Consider the following 26387-nt stretch of genomic DNA (forward strand, 5'->3'; position numbering starts at 1 on the left):
GGCAGCGCTTTTTTAGTTGAAGGGAACAATAGAAAATCAACCTTTTCGGCCCTCGACAAATAAAACGGTTATCCCTTAAAAATTGTACTTTACCCTCAACATTAATTGACAGACTTTCCCACAGAGCTTGCTTTATACTTATGAAACAAGAGAGAGAAACAGATATGTAAGACAAAAGAGGAAAGGGGTCAGATGTGAAAATCTATTTGGATGTCATTTGGCTGTTGAACTTTTGTTTTGATTCTCTTTTGCTTTTATTGACCGCCTTTATTTTAAAACGCCAGGTGAAAAAAAGAAGAGTGGCCGCCGGCGGTTTCATCGGGTCAGCCATTGTGCTTCTGATGTTTACGCCTGTTTCTCCCTTTGTGGAGCATCCGGCGGGAAAAATGGCGTTTTCGGTAGTCATCGTGCTTACGGCTTTTGGCTTTAAACGGTTCCGATACTTTTTTCAAAATTTGTTCGCCTTTTATTTCGCGACTTTTCTCGTCGGCGGGGGAATGATCGGCGTACATTCCCTGCTGCAGACAGAATCAATTGTGCAGCAAGGCGTAATGGTCACAAGCCAGACCGGATTCGGCGACCCGATCAGCTGGATGTTTGTAGTTATCGGGTTTCCGGCCATATGGTTTTTTTCGAAAAAGAGAATTGAAGACATTGAGACGAAGTCCATTCAGTACGATGAACTTGTCATGGTGCAGGCGGAATTCAGCGGACAGACAATCCGCGCGAAAGGATTGGTGGATTCCGGGAATCAGCTGTATGATCCGCTGACGAAAACGCCGGTCATGATTCTCCGCATTGACAAATTCGCTCCGATTCTCAGCGAAAAGGAAACGGACCTCATCAAATCCGCCAGTCCGCTTGAAGTGATAGAGCAGCTTGATGATTCGTTCCGCCATGCGGATAAGCTGAGGCTGATTCCATACAGGGGCGTCGGCCAGGACAATCAATTTTTACTCTGTTTAAAGCCGGATTACGTCACGATTTTAACAAAAGACGAGATGATCGCATGTGAAAAATGCCTGATCGGCATCAGCACGAAGCCATTATCCGCGGACGGTGAATTTGACGGAATTGTTCACCCGAAGATGCTGACAGGGAAGGCTGTAAAACATGTTTCCTGACGAAAAGTCTGTTATTCATCATACTCAAAACGCGTGGTATTTAGAAGGGGGAGGAAGATGAAAAAACTTAAGCTGCGTCTGACATATTTGTGGTATAAATGGCTGATGAAACTCGGACTGAAAAGCGATGAAGTGTATTACATAGGAGGAAGCGAGGCGCTGCCGCCGCCTTTGTCTAAAGAAGAGGAGCAGGTGCTCTTATTAAAGCTGCCGAGCGGGGATCAGGCGGCGCGGGCCATCCTGATTGAGAGAAACTTACGTCTTGTCGTTTACATTGCCCGCAAATTCGAAAACACCGGCATCAATATCGAGGACTTAATCAGCATCGGCACCATCGGTTTGATCAAAGCGGTAAACACGTTTAATCCGGAAAAGAAAATCAAACTCGCCACCTACGCATCGCGATGTATTGAAAACGAAATTTTAATGTACTTGCGCCGAAACAATAAAATCCGTTCAGAGGTGTCCTTTGATGAACCGCTGAACATTGATTGGGACGGAAACGAACTGCTGCTTTCGGATGTGCTCGGCACAGATGATGATATTATTACAAAAGACATTGAAGCCAATGTGGATAAAAAACTTTTGAAAAAAGCGCTTGAGCAATTAAATGATAGAGAAAAGCAGATCATGGAACTGCGATTCGGGCTTGTCGGTGAAGAAGAAAAAACACAAAAAGATGTAGCCGACATGATGGGGATTTCACAATCTTATATCTCCCGGCTCGAAAAGCGGATTATCAAAAGACTGAGAAAAGAGTTTAACAAAATGGTGTAAAATTTTTTCCATCTGACAGCCCTTACTGCTGCAAGGATTGCCGCCGCCGGATGTTTATTTCTGTAAAATGGCGGTGCATATTTTTCCCACCCGAGGAGATACTTAACGTTGTACAGCAGCTCCTAGTGGGAGGGAAAAACGTGTCAAGAAATAAAGTCGAAATTTGCGGGGTGGATACCTCCAAATTACCGGTGCTCAAGAATGAAGAGATGAGAAAGCTGTTTAGGCAATTGCAGGATGAGGGCGATGATTCAGCGAGGGAAAAGCTTGTAAACGGCAACCTGCGCCTTGTCTTAAGCGTCATTCAGAGGTTTAACAACAGAGGAGAGTATGTTGATGACTTATTTCAGGTCGGCTGCATCGGACTAATGAAATCCATTGATAATTTTGACCTAAGCCATAATGTTAAGTTTTCAACATACGCTGTACCGATGATCATCGGAGAAATCCGCAGATATTTGCGGGATAACAATCCGATCCGCGTCTCGAGGTCGCTTCGCGATATCGCATATAAAGCGCTTCAAGTAAGAGAGCGGTTAATCAGTGAGACAAGCAGGGAGCCGACAGCAGAGGAAATCGCCAAAGTTCTTGAAGTGCCCCATGAAGAAATTGTGTTTGCCCTTGACGCCATCCAGGATCCGGTTTCACTGTTTGAGCCGATTTATAATGACGGCGGCGATCCGATCTACGTGATGGACCAGATCAGCGATGAGCGCAACAAGGATACACAATGGATTGAGGAGCTCGCTCTGAAAGAAGGCATGAGAAGACTGAACGAACGGGAAAAAATGATTTTGCGAAAGCGCTTTTTCCAAGGGAAAACCCAAATGGAAGTCGCTGAAGAAATCGGGATATCCCAAGCTCAGGTCTCAAGGCTTGAAAAGGCAGCCATTAAACAAATGAATAAGAATATCCATCAATAACGGAAAAAGCCTTTAAACTTTGTTTAAAGGCTTTTTTCATGCGATGGTTTACGTTTGCAAAAAAGTGATGTATTCTAATGTGTAAAAGTTTTTAGAAAATTTAAATAAAGTAAACGGGGGAAACTGCAATGATTTTACAGCTGGACAGTGTGTCATTAAAAAGAAACGGGAAATGGATTTTGAAAGATATCAACTGGCGCGTTGAGAAAAACGAAAATTGGGTGCTGTACGGATTAAACGGAGCCGGAAAAACGGCTTTGCTGAATATGTTATGCTCTTATTACTTCCCCACTTCAGGAGAGATGCAGGTGCTCGGCCATCAATTCGGCAAAACAGAGCTCGGTGACAGGCTCAGAAGGAAAATCGGCCTTGTTTCGGCAGGTCTTCAGCACAAATTATATGCCGCGGACTCCGCTTTTGAAATCGCCCTCAGCGGCGCGTACGCCTCAATCGGGCTGTACGAAACTCCGAGTGAGCAGGTAAGGGAAAAAGCGATCGGTCTTCTGAAGGATTTGGGCGCCATCAGTTACGCCGACAGACGGTATGAAACATTATCACAAGGGGAAAGACAAAGAGCGCTGATTGCGCGGGCGCTTATGGCTGATCCGGAACTGCTGATTTTGGACGAACCCGTGACGGGTCTTGATTTTATGGCAAGGGAGCAGCTGCTGGACACGATTACGTCGATCGCCGAAAAAGAAAATGCACCGTCCATCCTTTATGTCACCCATCACGCTGAAGAAATTCTGCCGGTATTTGATCAGGCGCTGCTTTTAAAACAAGGCGAGGTGTTCGCCTCCGGGAAAATCAGGGACATGCTTTCTGACGAGCGGCTTACAGCGTTTTTCGATACGCCTGTCAATGTCTTATGGAACAATGGCCGCCCGTTTTTAACACGTGCAAAAGCGGCATCATCCGTCAAATAACATCAATTCACCCTGGGGGTGCTGCTGACATGCAGCTGAGAGAGACGTTGGTCTCAACCCTTAACGGACCTGATCCGGATCATGCCGGCGGAGGGAAGCGGTGAAAAAAGCGGAGGAAGATCCGTTTTTTACCCGTTTCATTTTAATGAAACGGGTTTTTTGATACAGCCAAAGGGGAGATTTCCAATGCATCAGATTGATATGCTGTTACACCAGGCGGATAAACGGCGGGGCGATTTAATACAAATAGCTGAAAGGTTGATCGCCTTTCCGACACCGGCTCCGCCTGCAAGAAATACAACAGAAGCCCAAAAGTGGGTGGCCGGCTTTTTAAAAGAAACGGGCTGCTCGGTCGATATGTGGGATGTGTATCCGGAAGATCCGAATGTAGTCGGTGTTTTAAAAGGGACAGATTCAAGCAGGCATCAAAGCCTGATTTTAAACGGACACATTGATGTGGCAGAAGCCGGGGGCGAAGACTGGAACTCTGACCCGTTTCAGCCGCTCGTAAAAGACGGCATGCTGATCGGAAGGGGCGCCGCTGATATGAAAGGGGGTTGGGCGTGTGTTCTTTTCTCTCTGAAGCTGATCCATGATGCCGGCATTAAGCTTCCGGGCGACCTCATTGTACAGTCTGTAATCGGAGAAGAAGTCGGCGAGGCGGGGACGCTGGAATGCTGCAAACGCGGCTATCACGCGGATTTTGCGGTTGTCGCGGATACGAGCAGCCTGCATATTCAGGGGCAGGGCGGTGTCATCACCGGCTGGATAGAATTGAAAAGCAAACAAACATTTCATGACGGCATGAGGCGCAATATGATTCATGCGGGCGGAGGCACATTCGGAGCGAGCGCCATCGAAAAAATGGCGAAAATCATCACTGCCTTGGGAGAGCTGGAGCGTCACTGGGCGGTAACGAAAAGCTATCCCGGCATTGCGCCCGGCACCAATACGATCAACCCCGCCGTCATTGAAGGCGGAAGACACGCAGCGTTTGTCGCCGATGAATGCCGGTTATGGATCACCGTCCACTTTTATCCGAACGAAACGCACGAACAAGCAGCTGCAGAAATCGAAGACTATATTAATCGTGTCGCTGACAGTGATCTGTGGCTCAAAGAAAACAGGCCGGTGTTCAAATGGGGCGGATCTTCGATGATTGAAGACAGAGGAGAGGTGTTCCCGGCGCTGGAAATCGATCCGCATCATCCGGCAGTTTCTGTCTTGGCTGCATCACACTCAGCCGTCAAAAAACAGGAGCCCGTCATTGATGTTTCCCAAACCGTAACAGACGGAGGGTGGCTTTATCAGGCCGGGATTCCGAGCGTCATATACGGCCCCGGCGATTTAAAAAACGCCCACTCCGTAAACGAGGAAGTGTCCGTTGATGAGCTTATGGACTATACGAAAATCATGCTGAGATTTATTCTCGACTGGTGCAGCCGCAAAAAAGATTGCCCGATGTGACAAGGTTCAGCCCGGCCGTTCATATAATAGGAAAAAGAACGGGCAAAGGGCGTGATACGGATGATCAGCATATCTGAATTTCAAATAAAAGATGTGGTAAACGTGTCGAACGGAAAAAAACTCGGAAGCATCGGGGATATTGATATTAACGTGACAACGGGAAAAATTCAGGCGATTATTTTAGGCGGCAGCGGAAAAGTTCTCGGTTTTTTCGGAAAAGAAGAGGAAATGATCATTCCTTGGCGAAATATAGTTAAAATTGGGGAAGATGTCATCTTAGTGCGTGTAAATGAACCAAAGGGGGGAGCGTAATCCTCCCTTTACTTGTAAAAAGCCGGAAATCTCAATGTTTCCGGCACATTTATTTATCTCATTTTTCAATCAGCCGCTAAACGTATGCTTAAAATTGTGTTAAAATGAGTGGGAAATTACGCTTTTTTAATGTTTGTCGAAAGGTTGGATCTCCATGAATACATATCACCCGTTTAGTCTTACCACCCCCTCGGCACTCATGATAGAAGACTGGAACTGTGTGAATCAGCTTAACACAAAGGTCATCGCCGGATTCACAACGAAAAACGGCGGTGTCAGCAATCCTCCGTATGAGTCATTAAATACCGGATTGCACGTCCGGGACGAAGCTCATGATGTTGTGACAAACCGTGAAGTCATAGCGTCCTTATGCGGTACTGATCTGGATTCCTGGGTGTTTGCCGACCAGACACATGAAAACCGCGTCCGGCGCGTGACAGCCGGGGATAAAGGAAAAGGAGCGAGAGACTATTCTTCCGCATTCCGCGGGACGGACGGGCTCTACACGAAAGATGCGAATCTTTTTTTGGCCCTTTGTTTTGCGGACTGTGTGCCCTTGTATTTTTATGACCCGGTGAAATCCATTATCGGCGCTGCCCATGCCGGATGGAAGGGGACGGTCAAACAAATCGGACGCATCATGACGGAACGCTGGGTAAACGAAGAAGGCTCCCGTTTAACAGATATTCAGGCTGTCATCGGTCCGTCCATCAGCGCGGGAAGCTATACAGTCGACGACCGCGTCATCAATGAAGTGCGGGCGCTGCCCTTTACGGCTGAATCCGCCATATGCGAAACGGAAAAAGGCCAGTATCAGCTTGATTTAAAAGAGGTCAACCGTCTTCTTCTGATACATTGCGGCATTCCGGAAGAAAACATTTCAGTCAGCGGTCTATGCACCGAACGAGAGCATGAACTATTCTTTTCACACCGCCGCGACAAAGGGAAAACGGGACGCATGATGTCCTTTATCGGAATGAAGGAGGCATAAGATCTTGCGTGTTGCTGATCAATTACGACATATAAACGAAAGAATAAACGAAGCATGTAACAGATCGGGCCGAAGCCCCGAAGATGTAACCGTCATCGCGGTTACAAAATACGTATCAGCTGAAAGGGCTCAAGAGGCCGTTGATGCCGGTATTACAAGTCTGGGAGAAAACCGGGATGCCGAGCTTATCCATAAGCAGGAAGTCGTCAAAGGAAGCCCGGAGTGGCACTTTATCGGCAGTCTTCAGTCCAGAAAGGTGAAGGCCGTCGTTGACCGTGTATCTTATATTCATTCCTTAGACAGACTGTCATTGGCAAAAGAGATTGAAAAACGGGCGCAGCATGCGGTTCGCTGTTTTGTGCAGGTGAATACTTCGCTTGAACCGTCTAAGCACGGTTTGAAAACAGAGGAGGTCATCCCCTTTATCAGAGAGCTTTCTGAGTTTAGAAACATTTCTGTAGAGGGCCTGATGACGATGGCTCCCCTGACAGACGATACAGAAACGATCAGAGCCTGCTTCCGGCAATTGCGTGATCTGAGGGATCAGGTGCAAAAACTGAATCAGACAAACGCACCGTGCCGGGAACTGTCAATGGGCATGTCAAATGATTATGAAATCGCTGTTGAAGAGGGCGCAACTTTTATCAGAATCGGCTCTTCATTAGTCGGAAATGAACCGGGGGGTGTAAACAAATGAGCATGAAAAATAAACTGAAAAACTTTTTCTCAATGGATGAGGAGGAGTATGAGTACGAATACATTGAAACAGAGCAGGATCATCAGGAAGAGCATGAACAGCAGAAAGATAAACAGCCTGCTTACGCTCAGAAGCCGCAGGGCAAGCAGAACGTAGTAAGCTTGCAAAGTGTTCAGAAATCCTCTAAAGTGGTGTTGAGTGAACCGCGGGTATATGCGGAAGCGCAGGAAATCGCCGATCATTTAAAGAACAGGCGGGCGGTTGTCGTCAATCTGCAGCGCATCCAGCATGATCAGGCGAAAAGAATCGTCGACTTTTTAAGCGGTACCGTCTACGCCATCGGCGGCGACATTCAGAGAATCGGTTCAGATATTTTTCTGTGCACGCCTGATAATGTCGACGTTTCCGGCACGATTTCGGAGCTTATAAATGAAGACGAACATCAGAGGTGGTAAAGCAGGATGATTCTTTATCAAATTTTTTCCGTTCTGAGTTATTTAATTTACATCTACTCGTTTGCCCTGATCATCTATATCTTTATGTCATGGGTGCCGAGTACGAGAGAAACGGCGGTCGGACGGTTTCTCGCAGCGATTTGCGAACCGTATTTAGAGCCGTTCAGAAGGATCATTCCGCCCATTGCCATGCTGGATATATCCCCGATTGTAGCGATTATCGTGCTTCGGTTTGCCACGACGGGGCTTTGGGGCCTATACCGCATGATCGCAATGTATACTTGAATGCGACAGTTTGATACGGGCTTGGCACCAGCCAAGCCTCTTTACATAGAAAGGAAAGAACATGAGCGATATTTACCAGCACTTCAGACAAGACGAGCGGCCTTTTATTGATCAGGTGCTTGAATGGAAACAGATTGTCCTGGACCAGTATCGGATGAAGCTGACTGATTTCTTAGATCCCAGGGAACAGGTGATTGTAAAAGCCGTTATCGGCGACGCCTGCGGTCTTGCGTTTTTCGGAGGATATGACAGAGCTGAGCGCAAACGCGCGATTTTATACCCTGAATATATGGAACCTGAACAGGATGATTTTGAGCTTCGGGCTTTTGACGTTCAATACGCTGAAAAATTCGTCAGCATTGACCACCGCTCTCTTCTCGGATCATTAATGGGGATCGGCTTAAAGCGGCAGAAATACGGCGATCTGATTTTCTCAGAGGCAGCCGTGCAGCTCATCGTCTCCGCTGAAATCGCCGATTTTGTCAGCACTCAGCTGACCAAGGCGGGCAAAGCGCCGGTAAAGCTTGAGAAAATCGAGCTTTCCGCTCTTCACATTCCCGCTTCAGATGTCGAAATAAGGGATGACACGGTTTCTTCATTGCGTCTCGACGCCGTCTGCGCTTCAATGAGCAGGCAATCCCGGCAGAAAGCGCAGGCGCTTGTGAAAAATGGGCTCGTTAAGGTGAATTGGAAAGCTATTGAAGATCCGTCTTATCAGGTTGCTGAAGGGGACATGCTCTCGATTCGCGGCTTCGGACGATGCAGTTTGGCAAAAGTTGACGGAAAAACGAAAAAAGACAAATGGAAAGTTACATTTGAACGGCAAAAATGAGTCGTTTTTTCAGTTTTTTTCTCCATCTGTGCCGTATTTGTTTTATAATGTGAACTAGATAACCGTACTGAAATGTAAAAATGGAGGTGGCAATATGCCATTAACGCCGAATGATATCCATAACAAAACGTTTACAAAAGGTTTTCGCGGATATGATGAAGATGAAGTAAATGAATTTTTAATGCAGGTCAGAAAAGATTACGAAATCGCACTCCGTAAAAAAACGGAGCTTGAGGCGAAAGTGAACGAGCTGGACGAAAAAATCGGCCACTTTGCCAATATCGAAGAAACGCTGAATAAATCAATTCTCGTAGCCCAGGAAGCAGCAGAAGACGTAAAGCGCAACTCGCAGAAAGAAGCGAAGCTGATCGTCCGTGAAGCAGAAAAAAATGCCGATCGCATCATCAATGAGTCGCTTTCCAAATCAAGAAAAATCGCAATGGAAATCGAAGAGCTGAAAAAACAGTCTAAAGTCTTCAGAACACGTTTCCAAATGCTGATTGAAGCGCAGCTCGACCTGCTGAAGAACGATGATTGGGATCATCTGCTGGAATACGAAGTCGACGCGGTATTTGAGGAAAAAGAATAATTTTCAGATTTTCTTGACATTCTCCGGCCCGTTCGAATATAATACGTTCATAAATTCAGATGAAAAGACGATTGAAAGGGACCGGCATGACTCAAAACAGGCTATAAAGCGAACCGGGGAAGGTGAAAGCCCGGGATGGCCGGAATCATGCAGATCAGCCCTTTAGTTTCCTTTCTGAACCGAGAGTAGGAAAGGACGTTCCATCACGTTACGATGTTCGAGAGGAAAAGACGGATGATCCGTTTTTTCTAAAAGGGTGGTACCGCGAGATAAGCTTTCTCGTCCCTTATGGGATGAGAGGGCTTTTTTTATTTTCTGAAAAATGTTGTGGAGGAATGAAAATGGATTACAAAGATACGCTGTTAATGCCGAAAACAGATTTTCCGATGCGGGGAAATCTGCCGAATCGTGAGCCGGACATGCAAAAAGACTGGGAGGAGCAGGATATTTACCGTCTTGTTCAAGAACGGACGAAAGACCGCCCGAAATTCGTGCTGCATGACGGACCTCCTTATGCAAACGGAGACATCCACATGGGCCATGCCCTGAACAAAATCCTGAAAGACTTCATCGTCCGCTATAAATCAATGAGCGGCTACAACGCACCGTACGTGCCGGGCTGGGATACGCACGGACTGCCGATTGAAACGGCGCTGACGAAAAACAAAAAAGTAAACCGGAAAGAAATGTCCGTCGCTGATTTCCGCAAGCTTTGCGAAGATTATGCATGGCAGCAGATCGAAAGACAGCGCGAACAATTCAAGCGTCTCGGCGTCAGAGGCGATTGGGAAAACCCGTATGTTACGCTTCAGCCTGAATTTGAAGCGCAGCAGATCCGCGTTTTCGGCGAGATGGCGAAAAGAGGCTATATTTATAAAGGGCTGAAGCCGGTCAACTGGTCGCCTTCAAGTGAATCTGCCTTAGCAGAAGCGGAAATTGAATATCAGGACAAACGTTCCGCGTCTATTTATGTTGCGTTTAAGGTGAAAGACGGTAAAGGCGTTCTGGAAAACGGAGAAAGCTTCATCATCTGGACGACGACGCCGTGGACGATGCCTGCCAACCTCGGAATTTCCGTTCATCCTGATCTTGAATACAATGTCATCAAGGTTGGAGACAAGCGTTATGTAGTGGCGGCTGAACTGATCGAAAATGTAGCGGAGGCATGCGGCTTTGAAAATCCTGAAGTTGTCGCATCATATAAAGGCAGAGAATTAGAATACATCACTGCAGAACATCCGCTGTACGGCAGAGATTCACTCGTCATGCTCGGTGACCACGTCACAACCGATGCCGGAACAGGCTGTGTTCATACTGCCCCGGGCCACGGGGAAGATGACTTTATCGTCGGCCAAAAGTACGGCTTAGAAGTACTGTGCCCTGTTGATGAAAAAGGAAACATGACCGACGAAGCGCCGGGCTTTGAAGGAATGTTTTACGATAAAGCCAATAAACCGATCACGGAGAAGCTTGAAGAAAACGGCGCGCTCTTGAAACTCGAGTTTATTACACACTCCTATCCGCATGACTGGAGAACGAAAAAACCGACCATCTTCAGAGCGACAGCGCAATGGTTTGCGTCAATTAAAGATTTCAGATCCGATCTGCTTGATGCCATCAAACAAACGAAGTGGGTGCCGGAGTGGGGCGAACAGCGCCTTTACAACATGGTTCGCGACCGCGGTGACTGGTGTATCTCAAGGCAGCGCGTGTGGGGTGTTCCGATCCCGGTATTTTATGCAGAAAACGGTGAGCCGATCATCACTGACGAAACGATTGAACATGTGTCTGAGCTGTTCAAACAGCACGGCTCAAACGTCTGGTTTGAAAGAGAGGCAAAAGACCTCCTGCCGGAAGGATTTACACATCCGGGAAGCCCCAACGGAATCTTCACGAAAGAGCAAGACATTATGGATGTATGGTTTGATTCGGGTTCTTCCCATCAGGCTGTTCTTGAAGAACGAGATGATCTTGTCCGTCCGGCTGATTTATACCTTGAAGGCTCTGACCAATACCGCGGCTGGTTTAACTCATCTCTTTCCACCGCTGTTGCAGTCACCGGCAAAGCGCCGTATAAAGGCGTATTAAGCCACGGATTTACACTTGATGCAAACGGCCGTAAAATGAGTAAATCACTCGGCAATACGATTGACCCGACAAAAATCGCAAAACAGCTTGGAGCTGAAATTCTGCGTTTATGGGTATCTTCCGTAAACTATCAGGCCGATCACCCGGTTTCTGAAGATATTCTGAAGCAGGTCGCGGAAGTATACCGGAAAGTCCGCAACACGTTCCGCTTCCTTCACGGCAACCTGTTCGATTTCGATCCAAGCGTCAATGCCGTGGATGTAAAAGATCTCCGCGAAGTGGATCAATATATGCTGATCAAGCTGAATAAGCTGATCGACAAGGTGAAAAAAGCGTACGATGAATACGAATTTGCGGTTGTTTATCACAGCATTCACAATTTCTGTACGATCGAGCTCAGCTCATTCTATCTTGATTTTGCAAAAGATGTTGTGTACATCGAGTATGCGGATCATCCGGACCGCCGCAGCATGCAGACCGTCTTTTATGAAACGCTGCTGGCATTAGTGAAGCTGACGGCGCCGATTCTCCCGCACACGGCGGATGAAATGTGGTCTCATTTATCATTTGTTGAAGAAGCGAGCGTGCAGCTGACAGATATGCCGGAAACCATTGCTGTTCCGGACAGTCAAGCGACAGAAGAAAAATTCGACCGCTTCATGGAGCTTCGAAACGACGTGCTGAAAGCTTTGGAAACAGCCCGTAACGAAAAAATTATCGGAAGATCATTGGAAGCGAGCCTGACTTTGTATCCGAACAAAGAAAACCGCGACCTCTTGTCATCCATTAAAGAAAACATCGCGCAGCTGTTTATCGTCTCAGAACTGACAGTAAAAGACGAAAGTGAAGCGCCGGAAAACGCGCAAAGCTTCACAACAGGAAAAATGACCGTAGAAAAAGCGGAAGGCCAGATGTGTGAGCGTTCCCGCGTAATTTCTAAAGATGTCGGAGCCAATCCGAAATATCCGACATTATCACTGCGCAATGCGGAAATCGTTGAAAAATATTATCAAAAATAATAAATGAGAAAGCGCCCGGTGTCAGCCGGGTGCTTTTTTACATGCCAGCAATGTCATCGATTAGAACGGCAGGAAAATTCTTATGGGCTTCAAATGGCGCTCTGAGGGCAACAATAAAGCTATAACATCAAGAGCAGGAGTTGTGATGAATGAATGATCAACTGACCGCAATCCACACGGAGCTTCTCATGATGAAAGAAGAACTTCAATCAAGATTATTCGAATATTCTTGCTTTCAAATGTCAGCATCTGTTGAACCTTCAATGAACGACCAAGAAGCAACTCTGATCTATCATATAAAAGAAGAACTTCAAGATGTTCTTCTTGCCCTGTCTAAGTTTGAAAACAATACGTACGGTTATTGTGAAAAAACAGGCGCCCCCATTCCGATTGAAAAACTTGCGGTGCTGCCGACGGCCAGAACCGCTGATGATTTTTATTATCCCGCTCAATTTGAAAAGAAAACCCTTCCATATTGGGAACCCGGAGATTATGCATATGATCAGGCGCTGTATGAGTGACAGCGTCTGTTTGTATACGCTTATGATCTGCCTTTACTCTGGCATCTTTTACTGATAAAATTCATAAAGGATAAAAGTAACTGTATACTGGAGGAACGTGTGTGCTTTATTATCTTATCGCTCTTTTTATTATTATTGCCGACCAATTGACCAAATGGCTTGTCGTCAGCCATATGGAATTGGGACAAAGCATACCTGTCATCGACCAGGTGCTTTATATCACATCTCATCGCAACACGGGAGCGGCGTGGGGGATTTTAGCCGGCCAAATGTGGTTTTTCTACGTCATTACCATCGCCGTGATTATCGGAATCGTTTATTACATACAGCGTTATGCAAAAGGGCAGATGTTACTCGGAATTTCTCTCGGCTTAATGCTGGGAGGTGCGGCCGGAAACTTTATTGACCGGGCGGCGCGCCAGGAAGTGGTGGATTTTATTCATGTCATCATCGTGGATTATCACTATCCGATTTTTAATATCGCGGACTCCTCACTGTGCGTCGGTGTAATACTTTTATTTATTCATATGCTGTTTGACAGCGGGAAAAAGAAGGAGCAATAACATGAATCAATTTGAGATAACCGTTCAGCCTGAACAAAAGAGCGAACGGATTGATAAATTTTTGGCTTCAACGGGAGAAAACTGGTCACGCACTCAAGTGCAGCAATGGGTAAAAGAGGGACTGGTATCCGTTAACGGCAAATCCGTAAAAGCGAATTATAAAATGCAGCCCGGCGATCAGGTAAACGTCACCATTCCTGAACCGGAAGAATTGGACGTGCTTGCAGAGCCGATGGATTTGGACATTTACTATGAAGACCAGGATGTCTTGGTTGTGAACAAACCGCGGGGCATGGTCGTACACCCGGCGCCCGGCCATGTGACAGGGACGCTCGTAAACGGACTGATGGCTCACTGCAATGATCTTTCAGGCATTAACGGCGTCATGCGCCCGGGAATCGTCCACCGGATTGATAAAGATACCTCCGGCCTGTTAATGGTCGCTAAAAACGATATGGCGCATGAATCACTCGTTAATCAGCTTGTCAATAAAACCGTGACGAGAAAGTACACAGCGGTTGTCCACGGGTTGATTTCACATGATGACGGAACGATTGACGCTCCGATCGGAAGAGATAAGAAAGACCGTCAAAGCATGACCGTAACAAGAGAAAGCAGCAAAAACGCCGTCACGCATTTCCACGTGCTTGAGCGGTTTCAAGACTTCACGCTCGTAGAGTGCCGTCTTGAAACCGGAAGAACGCATCAGATCCGTGTTCATATGAAATATATCGGATTTCCTTTGGCAGGCGACCCGAAGTACGGACCGAGAAAAACCATTGATTTCAACGGTCAGGCGCTTCATGCCGGAATATTAGGTTTTGACCATCCGCGGACGGGCGAATACATGGAGTTTGAAGCGCCCCTTCCTGAAGATATGAAAAAACTCATTGAACATTTGAGAAATAGCCATTGACAGCGAGTTTCTTTTCTGGAATAATAAAAACAAGCTGAATAGATTCTTTAACACAGTCCAGAGAGGCTGAGAAGGATAACGGATAGGACAGAAAAGATACATGTGTGTCTTCGTCCTGGAAAGGAACCCCTCTATGCTCTGGCAGGAGGGGTTTTTTCTTCTTATATACGAATGGAGAGGTGTCACGAGTGAATCAAAAAGCTGTTATTCTCGACGAACAGGCGATCAGGCGGGCGCTGACAAGGATAGCCCATGAAATGATCGAACGGAATAAAGGAATGAATGACTGCATTCTTGTAGGGATTAAAACAAGAGGTATTTATTTAGCGAAGCGGCTGGCCGAGCGGATCGAACAGATTGAAGGAAATCCGGTCACCGTCGGGGAAATCGATATCACCCTTTACCGTGACGATCTCACAAAAAAAACGAGCAATGAAGAGCCGCTTGTAAAAGGCGCGGACATTCCGGCCGATATCACAGACCAAAAGGTCATTGTGGTTGATGATGTGCTTTATACCGGCCGGACGGTGAGAGCTGCGATGGATGCTCTCGTTGATGTCGGGCGGCCGTCATCGATACAGCTTGCCGTGCTTGTCGACAGAGGACACCGGGAGCTGCCGATCAGAGCGGACTATATCGGGAAAAACATTCCGACCTCAAAAGCTGAAAAAGTGATGGTTCAGCTGAGCGAAGTTGATCAGACTGATATGGTCGCCATTTACGAAAATGAATAATCACCCTTTTTAAATGCATTCCAGAGAGTTTGCAAAGAGGATTTTAAAACACAAAGCCGGGCGGATCGACGCGGCCGGCCTTTGTATGCCTCTTTGCGCAAAAAGCAAAGAGGTTTTTTTATACCATTTGAAAGTCAACCGGGAGGAAAACGCCATGAGTAAGAAAAAAGTAAACCTGGGAGTCAGGGACGTCCCCAATCCATTGTCCTGGCTGTCATTCAGCCTGCAGCATTTATTCGCCATGTTCGGTTCAACTATACTCGTGCCGAAACTGGTCGGAATGAGCCCGGCAGTGGCGCTTGTCACGAGCGGAATCGGGACACTCGCCTATCTCTTGGTGACAAAAGGCCAGATTCCCGCTTATCTCGGCTCATCATTCGCCTTTATATCACCGATTATCTTGGTGAAGGCGACGGGAGGGCCGGGGGCTGCCATGGTCGGCGCTTTCCTGGCGGGAATTGTGTATGGCCTGATCGCGCTTCTCATCAGGCAGCTTGGAACGGGGTGGCTGATGAAGCTGCTGCCCCCGGTGGTCGTCGGGCCGGTCATCATCGTCATCGGCCTCGGACTGGCAAGCACAGCCGTCAATATGGCAATGTATGCTGATCCGAATGCGAAGGAACTCGTTTACAGCCTGAAACATTTCAGTGTAGCCGGCGTCACTTTGGCCATCACCATTATCTGCGCCATCTTTTTACGGGGATTTTTAAGCTTGATTCCGGTATTGATCGGCATTATAGGCGGATATCTGTTTGCGCTGACACAGGGCATCGTCAATTTTCAGCCGGTCATTGATGCAAAATGGTTCGCCGTTCCTGAATTTATCATCCCTTTCAAAGACTACACGCCGTCAGTGACATTGGGCATTGCCGCTGCGATGGTGCCGGTCGCTTTCGTGACGATGTCAGAACATATCGGCCACCAAATGGTGCTGAGTAAAGTTGTCGGACAGGATTTCATTAAAAAGCCGGGACTGCACCGCTCCATAATGGGGGACAGCGTAGCGACGATTATCGCTTCGTTAATCGGCGGCCCGCCGACGACAACATACGGCGAAAACATCGGTGTCCTGGCAATTACGAGAGTTTTCAGCGTCTTTGTCATCGGCGGCGCGGGAGTGATTGCGCTGTGTTTCGGATTTATCGGCAAAGTTTCAGCGCTGATCAGCTCTGTTCCGTCCGCGGTTATGGGAGGCGTTTCCTTCCTGCTCTTCGGAATTATCGCCTCCAGCGGCTTAAGAATGCTGATTGACAACAACATTGATTATGAAAACAAGCGAAATTTAATTATCACATCCGTCATCCTCGTGATCGGCGTCGGAGGGGCTTTTATTCAAGTATCAAAAGGCGGGTTCCAAATATCCGGCATGGCGCTTGCGGCAATCGTCGGAGTCATCCTGAACCTTATCCTGCCGCATGCAAATGAAGAAGACGCGATTGCATCAGAAAAACAAAATCATATGTAAACCTTTTAAAGAAAGTCCAGAGAGGCTTGGAAGGGTTATAACGGGAAGAAGCTGTACGGCTCTTCTCTCTTTAACCGCACCCCGAGTCTATAGACCGGGGTGTTTTTTACGGCCTTCAAGCGGAAACGGAGGAGAAAAAACATGAATCATTTAACGACGATGTCTGAACTGAGCGCGGCTGAAATTACAGAACTGCTGCGAGAGGCAAAAGCGATAAAGGAGGGTACAGTCCGTCCCGATCTCACGGAAAAATTCGTTGCGAATCTGTTTTTTGAACCGAGCACGAGAACGCGGTTCAGCTTTGAAGTGGCGGAAAAAAAACTCGGGATGAACGTGCTCAGCTTAGACGGCACGAGCACAAGCGTTCAAAAAGGCGAGTCCTTATACGACACGGTCAAAACACTGGAATCAATCGGAGCGGACGCCTGCGTCATCAGGCACAGCACGGATGAATATTACAAAGATCTGACCGGCAGAGTCAATATTCCGATCTTAAACGCCGGCGACGGCTGCGGCCAGCACCCGACTCAGTCATTGCTCGATTTAATGACGATTCAAGAGGAATTTGAGACCTTTCAGGGCCTGACGGTTTCCATTCATGGCGATATCAAACACAGCAGGGTGGCAAGGTCAAATGCCGAGGTGCTGACAAGGCTCGGCGCACGTGTGCTGTTTTCTGGTCCGCCGCAGTGGCAGGATGAGAAAAACGCCTTCGGCACCTGTGTTCAGACGGATGAAGCCATACAAGCTTCAGATGTCGTCATGTTGCTCCGCATCCAAAATGAAAGGCATCAGACAGAAGCCGACCAAAAAGGCTACCTGGAAGCATACGGGCTGACCGCAAAGCGGGCGGAGAGCATGAAGCGGCATGCTATCATCATGCATCCCGCACCGGTGAACAGAGGAGTCGAAATTGACACAACATTAGTGGAATGCGGAAAATCAAGAATCTTTAAACAAATGGAAAATGGTGTGTATATCAGAATGGCAGTATTAAAAAGAGCACTGCAAACCAATGTGAAAAGGGGAGAAGCGGCTTATGTCTTATCTCATTAAAAACGGCTGGATGTTAAATGAACAGGGAGAAAAAGCGGCACAGGATATCCGGGTAACGGGTGAATTCATTTCGGAAACCGGGCTTCTGACAGCGAAAGACGGAGAAACGGTGATCGACGCTGAGGGACTGTTCGTTTCACCTGGGCTCGTAGACCTTCATGTCCACTTCAGAGAACCGGGCGGCGAGAAAAAAGAAACCATTGAGACGGGCTCTAAAGCCGCGGCGCGCGGCGGTTTTACCACAGTCGCCGCCATGCCGAATACAAGACCGGTGCCGGATACGAAAGAGCAGATGGAATGGCTGCAAAACAGGATCAAAGAAACCTCATCTGTCAGGGTCCTTCCTTACGCATCCATTACGATCAGACAAACCGGCGAAGAAATGACAGATTTTGAGGCGCTTCATGAAGCGGGCGCATTCGCCTTCACCGATGACGGCGTCGGCGTTCAGACGGCCGGAATGATGTATGAAGCCATGAAACGGGCGGCTTCAATAAATAAAGCGATTGTCGCTCATTGTGAGGATAACTCGCTTATTTACGGCGGAAGCGTGCATGAAGGATCTTTTTCAAAAGCGAACGGCCTGAACGGCATACCTTCCATTTGTGAAGCGGTACATATTGCCCGTGACGTCCTGCTGGCGGAAGCGGCGGGCTGCCATTACCACGTGTGTCATATCAGCACGAAAGAATCCGTCAGAGCCGTAAGAGACGCAAAAAAAGCGGGAATCCGCGTGACGGCGGAAGTATCGCCGCACCACCTGCTGCTTTGTGACGAAGATATCCCGGGACTTGATACCAATTTTAAGATGAATCCGCCGCTTCGCAGCAAAGAGGACAGAGAGGCGCTGATTGAAGGGCTTTTAGACGGTACGATTGATTTCATCGCCACTGACCATGCGCCGCATACAGAAGAAGAGAAAAACACGGACATGAAGCTTGCGCCTTTCGGTATCGTCGGTTTAGAAACTGCCTTTCCGCTTCTGTACACACATTTTGTGAAAAACGGGGCGTGGACGCTGAAGCAGCTGGTTGATTTCATGACGGTAAAACCTTGCGAGGCATTCGGTCTTCCGTACGGAACGCTTGCACCGGGGGCGCCGGCTGACATCACCCTGATTGATCTGGAAAAAGAAGCGGCCATTGACAAAGATACATTTTTATCTAAAGGAAAAAATACGCCATTCAACAAGATGAAGTGCTTCGGCTGGCCTGTTGCAACGATGGCTGCCGGTAAACTTGCATACGAAGAAGGGAGACTCGTCAAATGAAAAGAAGACTAGTGCTGGAAAATGGAGCGGTATTTGAGGGTGAAGCATTCGGGAGCCTGGAGCATACTGCGGGTGAAGTCGTATTCAACACGGGAATGACCGGTTATCAGGAAATTTTATCAGACCCGTCTTACTGCGGGCAGATCGTGACGCTGACGTATCCGCTGATCGGCAACTACGGAATTAACAGAGATGACTTTGAATCCATCACTCCTTTTGTAAAAGGGCTGATCGTAAAAGAACTGTGCGAGCTGCCTTCCAACTGGCGTTCGGCTTACACGCTTGACGAGTATCTGAAAATGAAAAATATCCCCGGCTTACAAGGGATCGACACGCGAAAACTCACCAGAATGATCCGCACGGCCGGCGCATTAAAAGGAACGTTTGCTTCAAGTGAGGAGAATGTCGGAGAGGTTCTTGCAAGGCTGAAAGAAACGGAACTGCCGAGAAATCAAGTCGCTCAAGTATCGGCGAAAACGGCATATCCGAGTCCGGGCCGCGGCAAACGCATCGTGCTCGTCGATTTCGGTATGAAGCACGGCATCTTAAGAGAGTTAAACAAAAGAAAATGCGATGTCATCGTTGTGCCGTACAATGTAACGGCGGAAGAAGTGCTTCAGCTCAAGCCGGACGGCATCATGCTTTCTAACGGACCCGGAGATCCGAAAGATGTGCCGGAAGCCATTGAAATGATAAAAGGCATACTCGGGAAGGTGCCGTTATTCGGAATCTGCCTCGGCCACCAATTATTTGCGCTGGCATCGGGAGCGGAAACGGAAAAAATGAAATTCGGACACAGGGGTTCCAATCATCCGGTTAAAGAGCTTGCGACAGGGAAAGTCGCTTTAACAGCCCAAAACCACGGATATACAGTTTCTTCAATAGATGAGACAGAGCTTGAAGTGACGCACATTGCGATCAATGATCAAACGATCGAAGGACTCAAGCATAAAACATTGCCGGCATTTACGGTTCAGTACCACCCTGAAGCTTCACCGGGGCCGGAAGACGCCAATCACTTATTTGACAGATTCATTGACTTGATCGAAACAACTGAGAAAGAAGGGGAAGCGGTATGCCAAAACGCGTAGATATTAAAAAGATTTTAGTGATCGGATCAGGCCCGATTATTATCGGACAGGCGGCGGAATTTGATTATGCGGGCACACAGGCGTGTCTCGCTTTAAAGGAAGAAGGCTATGAAGTCATTCTCGTCAACTCGAATCCGGCAACGATTATGACGGATACGGAAATGGCTGATCGGGTATACATCGAACCGCTGACGCCGGAGTTTCTCACGCGTATTATCAGAAAAGAACGGCCGGACGCCATCCTGCCGACTCTGGGCGGACAGACCGGACTAAATCTTGCCGTCGAGCTGTCTGAACTCGGGGTTCTTGAGGAATGCGGAGTGGAAGTGCTCGGCACAAAGCTGTCCGCCATCCAGCAGGCGGAAGACCGCGACTTATTCCGTACGCTGATGAATGAGCTGAATGAACCGGTGCCGGAAAGTGAGATCATCCGCACTTTACAGGAAGCCGAGGAATTTGTCGGCCGGATCGGGTTTCCGGTTATCGTGCGCCCCGCTTACACATTAGGCGGAACGGGCGGCGGCATCTGCTCGAATGAAGCGGAACTGAAAGAGATCGTCGAAAACGGATTAAAGCTCAGCCCCGTCCATCAGTGCCTTCTGGAAAAAAGCATCGCCGGTTACAAAGAGATCGAATATGAAGTCATGAGAGACAGCAGAGATCACGCGATCGTCGTCTGCAACATGGAAAATATCGATCCGGTCGGCATCCATACGGGCGACAGCATCGTCGTTGCCCCGAGCCAGACTTTGAGCGACCGGGAATATCAGCTTTTGCGCAATGTTTCATTAAAGCTGATCCGCGCGCTCGGCATTGAAGGCGGCTGTAATGTTCAGCTCGCGCTCGATCCTGACAGCTTCCAATACTACATTATCGAAGTGAATCCGCGGGTGAGCCGCTCATCCGCCCTCGCTTCAAAAGCGACGGGTTACCCGATCGCAAAGCTTGCGGCGAAAATCGCAGTCGGGCTTTCTCTTGATGAAATGATGAATCCCGTAACGGGAAAAACATATGCGGCTTTTGAGCCCGCGCTTGACTATGTCGTTTCTAAAATCCCGCGCTGGCCGTTCGACAAATTTGAGTCGGCAAACCGCAGACTCGGAACGCAAATGAAAGCCACCGGAGAGGTCATGGCCATCGGACGCACCCTTGAAGAATCGCTGTTAAAGGCGGTCCGCTCACTGGAAGCCGATGTCTATCACCTGGAACTGAAGGATGCGGAAGAGATTTCTGACGGGCTTTTGGAAAAACGGATCAGAAAGGCCGGAGATGAACGGCTGTTTTATCTCGCAGAAGCGTTCAGAAGAGGCTACACAGTGGAGCAGCTTCATGAGTTTTCCGCAATTGACGTATTCTTTTTGCACAAGCTCTCTAAGCTGGTCGCTTTTGAAACCGAGCTGAAAGCGGAAAAAGGCAGCCTCGCCGTCCTGCAGACAGCGAAGGAACTCGGTTTCTCCGATAAATATATCAGCCGGGAATGGAATATGCCGGAACAAGAGCTGTATCAAATGCGAAAAGGAGCAGCCATCAAGCCTGTATATAAAATGGTGGATACATGCGCGGCGGAATTCGAATCAGAAACCCCGTACTTCTACAGCACATATGAGGAAGAAAACGAGTCTGAGGTAACATCAAGAAAAAGCGTCGTCGTCCTCGGCTCCGGTCCGATCCGCATCGGACAGGGCGTCGAATTTGACTATGCGACCGTTCATTCTGTCTGGGCCATCAAGCAGGCAGGTTATGAAGCGATTATTATCAACAACAACCCTGAGACGGTGTCCACTGATTTCAGCATATCAGACAAACTGTATTTTGAACCGCTGACGGTAGAAGATGTCATGCACATCATCGATTTGGAACAGCCGGAAGGCGTTGTTGTCCAATTCGGCGGCCAGACGGCGATCAACCTTGCGGAAGAATTGAGCGCCCGCGGCGTCAAAATTCTCGGTACATCACTTGAAGATTTAGACCGTGCGGAAGACCGGGATAAGTTCGAGCAGGCGCTTGAGGCGCTGAATGTGCCGCAGCCGCTCGGAAAAACCGCCGTGTCGGTGAACGAAGCGGTCAAAATCGCTGCATCCATCGGCTATCCGGTACTTGTCCGCCCTTCGTATGTGCTCGGCGGCCGGGCGATGGAAATCGTCTATCACGAAGAAGAACTGCTTCACTATATGAAAAATGCGGTCAAAATCAACCCGCAGCATCCGGTGTTAATCGACCGTTATCTGACGGGGAAAGAAATCGAAGTCGATGCCGTATCCGATGGCGAAACAGTCGTTATTCCGGGGATTATGGAGCATATCGAGCGGGCCGGCGTCCATTCAGGGGATTCAATCGCCGTCTATCCGCCTCAGTCTTTAAGCGGAGACATTAAGAAAAAAATCGAACAATACACTGTAGCCTTGGCAAAAGGCCTTAATATCATCGGATTGCTGAACATCCAGTTCGTACTGTCGCAAGGTGAGGTGTATGTGCTTGAGGTAAATCCGCGGTCAAGCAGAACCGTGCCGTTCTTAAGCAAAATCACTAAGATTCCGATGGCGAATCTGGCGACAAAGGTCATTCTCGGCCAAAAGCTTGCTGATTTCGGCTATCAAGAGGGGCTGCAGCCTGAACAGCAGGGGGTATTCGTGAAAGCGCCTGTCTTCTCATTCGCGAAGCTGAGAAGAGTGGATATTACGTTAGGCCCTGAAATGAAGTCGACGGGTGAGGTCATGGGCAAAGATTCAACCTTGGAAAAAGCGCTCTATAAAGCGCTGATTGCCTCTGGCATTCAAATCCCGAACTACGGCTCAGTGCTGTTGACCGTTGCTGATAAAGATAAAGAAGAAGGACTGCTGATCGCCAAGCGGTTCCACGCCATCGGCTATAAAATCTTGGCGACGGAAGGAACGGCGGCTTATTTGAAAGACGCTCAGATTCCGGCTCAAGTCGTCGGGAAAATCGGCGAAGAAGGGAAAAATCTGCTCGATGTGATCAGAAACGGCGAAGCGCAATTTGTCATCAATACGCTGACAAAGGGCAAACAGCCGGCCAGAGACGGCTTCAGAATCCGCCGCGAATCCGTTGAGAACGGAGTCGCCTGCCTGACATCTTTAGATACGGCCGAAGCCATTTTGCGGGTATTGGAAAGCATGACATTCCGGGCGGATCATATGCCTGCATCCGAAACCAATCAAAAGGCGGCAGTCACGATATGAAAAAAGCGCATTTGACTGTTCAATCCAACTTAGAAATTGCCGACCGGATTTATAAGATGGTGCTGAAAGGAGAGCTTGTCCGGCACCTTACCGAGCCGGGTCAATTTCTTCATCTGAAGGTGAGTGACGCGGTCACGCCGCTATTAAGAAGACCGCTCAGCATTGCGGACGTCAATTTCGCCGCGGATGAAGTATCCGTTATCTACAGAGCTGACGGTGAGGGAACGCGTCTTTTGTCCGGGAAAAAAGCGGGCGGCAGGATAGACGTTCTCGGCCCTCTCGGCAACGGATTTCCCGTCCGGCGGATTAAACCCGGCAAAACCGCGCTGTTAGTCGGAGGCGGAGTGGGGGTTCCGCCTTTGCAGGAACTGTCAAAGCGCCTGACGGAAAAAGGCGTAAACGTCATTCATGTGCTTGGATTTCAATCAGCAAAGGATGTTTTTTACGAACAGGAATGCCGTGCGTACGGAGACACTTATGTGGCGACGGCTGACGGAACATATGGAGAGAAAGGGTTTGTCACTGATATCATCCGTGAAAAGCAGCTCGAATTCGATGTCCTGCTAAGCTGCGGACCGACACCGATGCTGAAAGCTCTGAAGCAGCAGTACGGCCATAAAGAGGTTTACCTTTCGATGGAAGAGCGGATGGGCTGCGGCATCGGGGCCTGCTTCGCCTGCGTGTGCCGCACGGGTGAAAGTGATACATCCTATGTAAAGGTCTGCCTTGACGGGCCGGTATTTAAAGCTGAGGAGGTGGCGCTGTAATGTTAGAGGTGAATCTGCCGGGTCTCCAATTGAAAAACCCGATCATCCCCGCTTCCGGATGTTTCGGTTTCGGGAAAGAATATGCCGGATTTTACGATTTATCATGCCTCGGAGGCATTATGATTAAAGCAACGACGAACGAAGCCCGCTTCGGAAATCCGACACCGAGAGTGGCGGAGACAAGCGCGGGAATGCTGAATGCCATCGGACTGCAAAATCCCGGCCTTGAGCATGTGCTCAATCATGAGCTGCCTTGGCTCGAACAATTTGACACGCCGATTATCGCAAATGTCGCCGGTTCTCAGGTGGACGACTATAAAGAAGTGGCCGAGCACATCAGCCAAGCGCCGAATGTGCATGCGCTTGAGCTTAACATTTCATGTCCGAATGTCAAAACGGGGGGGATTGCTTTTGGTACTGATCCCGTCATGGCGGCCGAACTGACAAAAGCGGTGAAAGAAGTTTCCGCAGTGCCTGTGTATGTGAAGCTTTCGCCTAATGTCGCAAACATAACCGAAATTGCCAAAGCGATTGAAGCGGCCGGTGCTGACGGTCTGACGATGATTAATACACTCATCGGGATGAGGCTCGACCTCAAGACCGGACGGCCGATTTTAGCAAATAAAACGGGCGGACTGTCAGGCCCGGCGATCAAACCGGTCGCCATCCGGATGGTATACGAAGTCAGCCAGGCCGTTCAAATTCCGATTATCGGGATGGGCGGCGTTCAGACCGCAGAGGATGCATTAGAATTTCTTCTTGCGGGAGCGAGTGCGGTTGCCGTCGGTACAGCAAACTTCGTCAATCCGTTCGTCTGCCCGGAAATCATAGAACAGCTCCCCCGTGTGCTGCGCCAACACGGCTTTCAATCTGTAAGTGAATGCATCGGAAGGAGCTGGAAACATGAAAAACAACCTGCCCATCATCGCGCTTGATTTTGCATCAGGGGAAGAGACTTTAACGTTTTTAGACTTGTTTGAAAAGGAAAGGCTTTTTGTCAAAACGGGGATGGAACTTTTTTATCAGGAAGGCCCCGCCATCATTCACCAATTAAAAGAACGGAACTGTGATATATTTTTAGATTTAAAGCTTCATGATATCCCGACTACGGTCAATAAAGCGATGAAGCGGCTGGCCCGCCTCGGCGTTGATCTCGTCAATGTGCATGCGGCAGGGGGCGCACGCATGATGCGCGCGGCCCTTGAGGGGCTTGAAGAAGGCACGCCGGCAGGCAGAAAACGCCCGTCTTTAATCGCGGTGACTCAGCTGACCAGCACTTCAGAGCAGGTGGCGAAGGAAGAGCTTCTGCTGCAAAAGCCGCTGTTAGAAACGGTTGTGCACTACGGCAAAATGGCGGAAGAGTGCGGGCTGGACGGAGTGGTATGTTCGGTCCATGAAACAAAAGCCATTTATGAAGCGGTCCGGCCTTCATTTCTGACAGTCACGCCGGGCATCCGCACGGCCAGTGACGCAGCTGACGATCAAGTCCGGACGGCGACTCCGTCATTTGCGAAAGAAAACGGTTCGTCAGCCATCGTCGTGGGCCGCTCAATTACAAAAGCGGAAAACCCCGTTAAAGCATATGAAGCAATTAAACTGGAATGGGAGGGCGTTCGCCGATGAAACAGGCTATCGCAAAACATCTATTACACATTGAAGCTGTCTTTTTACGTCCGAATGAGCCGTTTACGTGGGCGAGCGGCATTTTATCACCGATCTATTGTGACAACCGTCTGACATTGTCGTATCCAAAAGTGAGAAATGATGTGGCGGACGGGCTCGGCAAACTGCTGAAGGAGCATTTCCCCGAGGCGGAGATGATCGCGGGCACTGCAACGGCGGGCATTCCGCATGCTGCGCTTCTCGCAGACCGTACAGGCGTGCCGATGTGCTACGTCAGAAGCAAACCGAAAGCGCACGGCAAAGGAAATCAAATAGAAGGCGCCATTAAGAAAGGACAAAAAACAGTCGTGATTGAAGACTTGATTTCTACCGGAGGCAGCGTGCTTGAAGCTGCGGCGGCCCTTCAAAGAGAGGGCGCGGAAGTCCTAGGCGTCATTTCCATTTTTACATACGGACTGCCGAAAGCAAAAGAAGCCTTTAAAAAAGCGGGTCTTCCTTATTACTCGTTAACCGATTATGACACGCTGATTGAAGTCGCGCTTGAAAACGGAACGATTCATTCAGCTGACATTGAAAAACTGAAATCATGGAAACTGAATCCCGAGTCAAAAGATTGGTTTAAAAAATAATGACAATAAAAACAGGCCTCAGGGCCTGTTTTATTATTCCTATCAAAAAACTCGGGTTGACTTCTGT

Annotated in this window: 26 protein-coding genes and 1 riboswitch; all 26 genes read left to right on the top strand. The window is 48.5% G+C overall.

The window, feature by feature from the left end; genetic code table 11:
• Window positions 1-194: 194 nt before the first annotated feature.
• Window positions 195-1124: a sigma-E processing peptidase SpoIIGA gene (spoIIGA, locus tag ACWJJS_RS08755; RefSeq protein ID WP_094246956.1), complete on the top strand. Its 930-nt coding sequence runs from the start codon at window positions 195-197 to the stop codon at window positions 1122-1124.
• Between the two features lie 57 nt (window positions 1125-1181).
• The gene (gene sigE, locus ACWJJS_RS08760; protein WP_016936200.1) at window positions 1182-1901 is read left to right on the top strand and encodes an RNA polymerase sporulation sigma factor SigE; all 720 of its coding nucleotides are present in this window, start codon (window positions 1182-1184) and stop codon (window positions 1899-1901) included.
• A 140-nt stretch (window positions 1902-2041) separates the two neighbouring features.
• Window positions 2042-2824: an RNA polymerase sporulation sigma factor SigG gene (gene sigG / locus ACWJJS_RS08765; protein ID WP_003154420.1), complete on the top strand. Its 783-nt coding sequence runs from the start codon at window positions 2042-2044 to the stop codon at window positions 2822-2824.
• A 128-nt stretch (window positions 2825-2952) separates the two neighbouring features.
• Window positions 2953-3750: an ABC transporter ATP-binding protein gene (locus ACWJJS_RS08770; protein ID WP_369614252.1), complete on the top strand. Its 798-nt coding sequence runs from the start codon at window positions 2953-2955 to the stop codon at window positions 3748-3750.
• 4 nt (window positions 3751-3754) lie between these two features.
• A riboswitch (TPP riboswitch) is annotated at window positions 3755-3863 on the top strand.
• Between the two features lie 73 nt (window positions 3864-3936).
• Window positions 3937-5217, top strand: coding sequence for an acetylornithine deacetylase (locus ACWJJS_RS08775; protein ID WP_454023490.1), 1281 nt, complete (start codon window positions 3937-3939; stop codon window positions 5215-5217).
• Window positions 5218-5277: 60 nt separating this feature from the next.
• On the top strand, window positions 5278-5529 hold the full coding sequence (locus ACWJJS_RS08780; RefSeq protein ID WP_003154415.1) for a YlmC/YmxH family sporulation protein: 252 nt from the start codon (window positions 5278-5280) through the stop codon (window positions 5527-5529).
• Between the two features lie 154 nt (window positions 5530-5683).
• Window positions 5684-6520 carry a peptidoglycan editing factor PgeF gene (pgeF, locus tag ACWJJS_RS08785; protein ID WP_032868803.1) on the top strand — a complete coding sequence of 279 codons (837 nt, stop codon included), beginning with the start codon at window positions 5684-5686 and terminating at the stop codon, window positions 6518-6520.
• A 4-nt stretch (window positions 6521-6524) separates the two neighbouring features.
• Window positions 6525-7217: a YggS family pyridoxal phosphate-dependent enzyme gene (locus ACWJJS_RS08790; RefSeq protein ID WP_454023491.1), complete on the top strand. Its 693-nt coding sequence runs from the start codon at window positions 6525-6527 to the stop codon at window positions 7215-7217.
• Window positions 7214-7672: a cell division protein SepF gene (gene sepF, locus ACWJJS_RS08795; RefSeq protein ID WP_003154410.1), complete on the top strand. Its 459-nt coding sequence runs from the start codon at window positions 7214-7216 to the stop codon at window positions 7670-7672. Before ACWJJS_RS08790 ends, sepF begins: the two co-directional genes overlap by 4 nt.
• A 6-nt stretch (window positions 7673-7678) precedes the next feature.
• Window positions 7679-7957, top strand: coding sequence for a YggT family protein (locus tag ACWJJS_RS08800; RefSeq protein WP_003154408.1), 279 nt, complete (start codon window positions 7679-7681; stop codon window positions 7955-7957).
• 61 nt (window positions 7958-8018) lie between these two features.
• Window positions 8019-8789, top strand: a complete 771-nt coding sequence (locus ACWJJS_RS08805) for a YlmH family RNA-binding protein (RefSeq protein WP_308973150.1) — start codon at window positions 8019-8021, stop codon at window positions 8787-8789.
• A 94-nt stretch (window positions 8790-8883) separates the two neighbouring features.
• Window positions 8884-9378, top strand: a complete 495-nt coding sequence (divIVA, locus tag ACWJJS_RS08810; RefSeq protein ID WP_003154406.1) for a septum site-determining protein DivIVA — start codon at window positions 8884-8886, stop codon at window positions 9376-9378.
• Between the two features lie 341 nt (window positions 9379-9719).
• Window positions 9720-12485 carry an isoleucine--tRNA ligase gene (ileS, locus tag ACWJJS_RS08815; RefSeq protein WP_173612738.1) on the top strand — a complete coding sequence of 922 codons (2766 nt, stop codon included), beginning with the start codon at window positions 9720-9722 and terminating at the stop codon, window positions 12483-12485.
• Window positions 12486-12634: 149 nt separating this feature from the next.
• The gene (locus ACWJJS_RS08820) at window positions 12635-13006 is read left to right on the top strand and encodes a TraR/DksA family transcriptional regulator (protein ID WP_003154399.1); all 372 of its coding nucleotides are present in this window, start codon (window positions 12635-12637) and stop codon (window positions 13004-13006) included.
• A 101-nt stretch (window positions 13007-13107) separates the two neighbouring features.
• Window positions 13108-13569 (top strand): signal peptidase II, encoded by a 462-nt coding sequence (gene lspA, locus ACWJJS_RS08825; protein ID WP_003154398.1) that lies wholly within the window; start codon window positions 13108-13110, stop codon window positions 13567-13569.
• Between the two features lies 1 nt (window position 13570).
• On the top strand, window positions 13571-14485 hold the full coding sequence (locus ACWJJS_RS08830) for an RluA family pseudouridine synthase (RefSeq protein WP_003154395.1): 915 nt from the start codon (window positions 13571-13573) through the stop codon (window positions 14483-14485).
• Between the two features lie 188 nt (window positions 14486-14673).
• The gene (pyrR, locus tag ACWJJS_RS08835; protein WP_003154392.1) at window positions 14674-15219 is read left to right on the top strand and encodes a bifunctional pyrimidine operon transcriptional regulator/uracil phosphoribosyltransferase; all 546 of its coding nucleotides are present in this window, start codon (window positions 14674-14676) and stop codon (window positions 15217-15219) included.
• Window positions 15220-15373: 154 nt separating this feature from the next.
• Complete coding sequence (gene pyrP, locus ACWJJS_RS08840; protein ID WP_007409727.1) at window positions 15374-16684, top strand: uracil permease PyrP; 1311 nt, start codon at window positions 15374-15376, stop codon at window positions 16682-16684.
• Between the two features lie 141 nt (window positions 16685-16825).
• Window positions 16826-17740, top strand: coding sequence for an aspartate carbamoyltransferase catalytic subunit (locus tag ACWJJS_RS08845; RefSeq protein WP_454023492.1), 915 nt, complete (start codon window positions 16826-16828; stop codon window positions 17738-17740).
• Window positions 17724-19010: a dihydroorotase gene (locus tag ACWJJS_RS08850; RefSeq protein WP_070081799.1), complete on the top strand. Its 1287-nt coding sequence runs from the start codon at window positions 17724-17726 to the stop codon at window positions 19008-19010. The genes ACWJJS_RS08845 and ACWJJS_RS08850 overlap by 17 nt, the downstream gene beginning before the upstream one ends.
• Entirely contained in the window at window positions 19007-20101 is a 1095-nt protein-coding gene (locus ACWJJS_RS08855) for a carbamoyl phosphate synthase small subunit (RefSeq protein ID WP_007409730.1), read from the top strand. Before ACWJJS_RS08850 ends, ACWJJS_RS08855 begins: the two co-directional genes overlap by 4 nt.
• Window positions 20086-23301 (top strand): carbamoyl-phosphate synthase (glutamine-hydrolyzing) large subunit, encoded by a 3216-nt coding sequence (carB, locus tag ACWJJS_RS08860; protein ID WP_171463502.1) that lies wholly within the window; start codon window positions 20086-20088, stop codon window positions 23299-23301. Before ACWJJS_RS08855 ends, carB begins: the two co-directional genes overlap by 16 nt.
• The gene (locus tag ACWJJS_RS08865) at window positions 23298-24068 is read left to right on the top strand and encodes a dihydroorotate dehydrogenase electron transfer subunit (protein WP_167860124.1); all 771 of its coding nucleotides are present in this window, start codon (window positions 23298-23300) and stop codon (window positions 24066-24068) included. The genes carB and ACWJJS_RS08865 overlap by 4 nt, the downstream gene beginning before the upstream one ends.
• Complete coding sequence (locus ACWJJS_RS08870; RefSeq protein ID WP_003154377.1) at window positions 24068-25003, top strand: dihydroorotate dehydrogenase; 936 nt, start codon at window positions 24068-24070, stop codon at window positions 25001-25003. The genes ACWJJS_RS08865 and ACWJJS_RS08870 overlap by 1 nt, the downstream gene beginning before the upstream one ends.
• Complete coding sequence (gene pyrF, locus ACWJJS_RS08875; RefSeq protein ID WP_102422461.1) at window positions 24972-25691, top strand: orotidine-5'-phosphate decarboxylase; 720 nt, start codon at window positions 24972-24974, stop codon at window positions 25689-25691. The genes ACWJJS_RS08870 and pyrF overlap by 32 nt, the downstream gene beginning before the upstream one ends.
• On the top strand, window positions 25688-26320 hold the full coding sequence (gene pyrE / locus ACWJJS_RS08880; RefSeq protein ID WP_003154373.1) for an orotate phosphoribosyltransferase: 633 nt from the start codon (window positions 25688-25690) through the stop codon (window positions 26318-26320). The genes pyrF and pyrE overlap by 4 nt, the downstream gene beginning before the upstream one ends.
• Window positions 26321-26387 lie beyond the last annotated feature (67 nt).

The organism is Bacillus sp. JK106 (assembly GCF_053663355.1).

Excerpts from the sequence above, each read along its gene's own strand:
- ACWJJS_RS08805 (WP_308973150.1), top strand. The coding sequence starts at position 8,019 with ATGAGCGATATTTACCAGCACTTCAGACAAGACGAGCGGCCTTTTATT.
- ACWJJS_RS08830 (WP_003154395.1), top strand. The coding sequence starts at position 13,571 with ATGAATCAATTTGAGATAACCGTTCAGCCTGAACAAAAGAGCGAACGG.
- ileS (WP_173612738.1), top strand. The coding sequence starts at position 9,720 with ATGGATTACAAAGATACGCTGTTAATGCCGAAAACAGATTTTCCGATG.
- pgeF (WP_032868803.1), top strand. The coding sequence starts at position 5,684 with ATGAATACATATCACCCGTTTAGTCTTACCACCCCCTCGGCACTCATG.
- ACWJJS_RS08850 (WP_070081799.1), top strand. The coding sequence starts at position 17,724 with ATGTCTTATCTCATTAAAAACGGCTGGATGTTAAATGAACAGGGAGAA.
- pyrP (WP_007409727.1), top strand. The coding sequence starts at position 15,374 with ATGAGTAAGAAAAAAGTAAACCTGGGAGTCAGGGACGTCCCCAATCCA.
- sepF (WP_003154410.1), top strand. The coding sequence starts at position 7,214 with ATGAGCATGAAAAATAAACTGAAAAACTTTTTCTCAATGGATGAGGAG.
- ACWJJS_RS08820 (WP_003154399.1), top strand. The coding sequence starts at position 12,635 with ATGAATGATCAACTGACCGCAATCCACACGGAGCTTCTCATGATGAAA.
- ACWJJS_RS08775 (WP_454023490.1), top strand. The coding sequence starts at position 3,937 with ATGCATCAGATTGATATGCTGTTACACCAGGCGGATAAACGGCGGGGC.
- ACWJJS_RS08865 (WP_167860124.1), top strand. The coding sequence starts at position 23,298 with ATGAAAAAAGCGCATTTGACTGTTCAATCCAACTTAGAAATTGCCGAC.
- ACWJJS_RS08870 (WP_003154377.1), top strand. The coding sequence starts at position 24,068 with ATGTTAGAGGTGAATCTGCCGGGTCTCCAATTGAAAAACCCGATCATC.
- pyrF (WP_102422461.1), top strand. The coding sequence starts at position 24,972 with ATGAAAAACAACCTGCCCATCATCGCGCTTGATTTTGCATCAGGGGAA.
- ACWJJS_RS08770 (WP_369614252.1), top strand. The coding sequence starts at position 2,953 with ATGATTTTACAGCTGGACAGTGTGTCATTAAAAAGAAACGGGAAATGG.
- sigE (WP_016936200.1), top strand. The coding sequence starts at position 1,182 with ATGAAAAAACTTAAGCTGCGTCTGACATATTTGTGGTATAAATGGCTG.
- carB (WP_171463502.1), top strand. The coding sequence starts at position 20,086 with ATGCCAAAACGCGTAGATATTAAAAAGATTTTAGTGATCGGATCAGGC.
- ACWJJS_RS08845 (WP_454023492.1), top strand. The coding sequence starts at position 16,826 with ATGAATCATTTAACGACGATGTCTGAACTGAGCGCGGCTGAAATTACA.
- ACWJJS_RS08855 (WP_007409730.1), top strand. The coding sequence starts at position 19,007 with ATGAAAAGAAGACTAGTGCTGGAAAATGGAGCGGTATTTGAGGGTGAA.
- ACWJJS_RS08800 (WP_003154408.1), top strand. The coding sequence starts at position 7,679 with ATGATTCTTTATCAAATTTTTTCCGTTCTGAGTTATTTAATTTACATC.
- ACWJJS_RS08780 (WP_003154415.1), top strand. The coding sequence starts at position 5,278 with ATGATCAGCATATCTGAATTTCAAATAAAAGATGTGGTAAACGTGTCG.
- divIVA (WP_003154406.1), top strand. The coding sequence starts at position 8,884 with ATGCCATTAACGCCGAATGATATCCATAACAAAACGTTTACAAAAGGT.
- pyrE (WP_003154373.1), top strand. The coding sequence starts at position 25,688 with ATGAAACAGGCTATCGCAAAACATCTATTACACATTGAAGCTGTCTTT.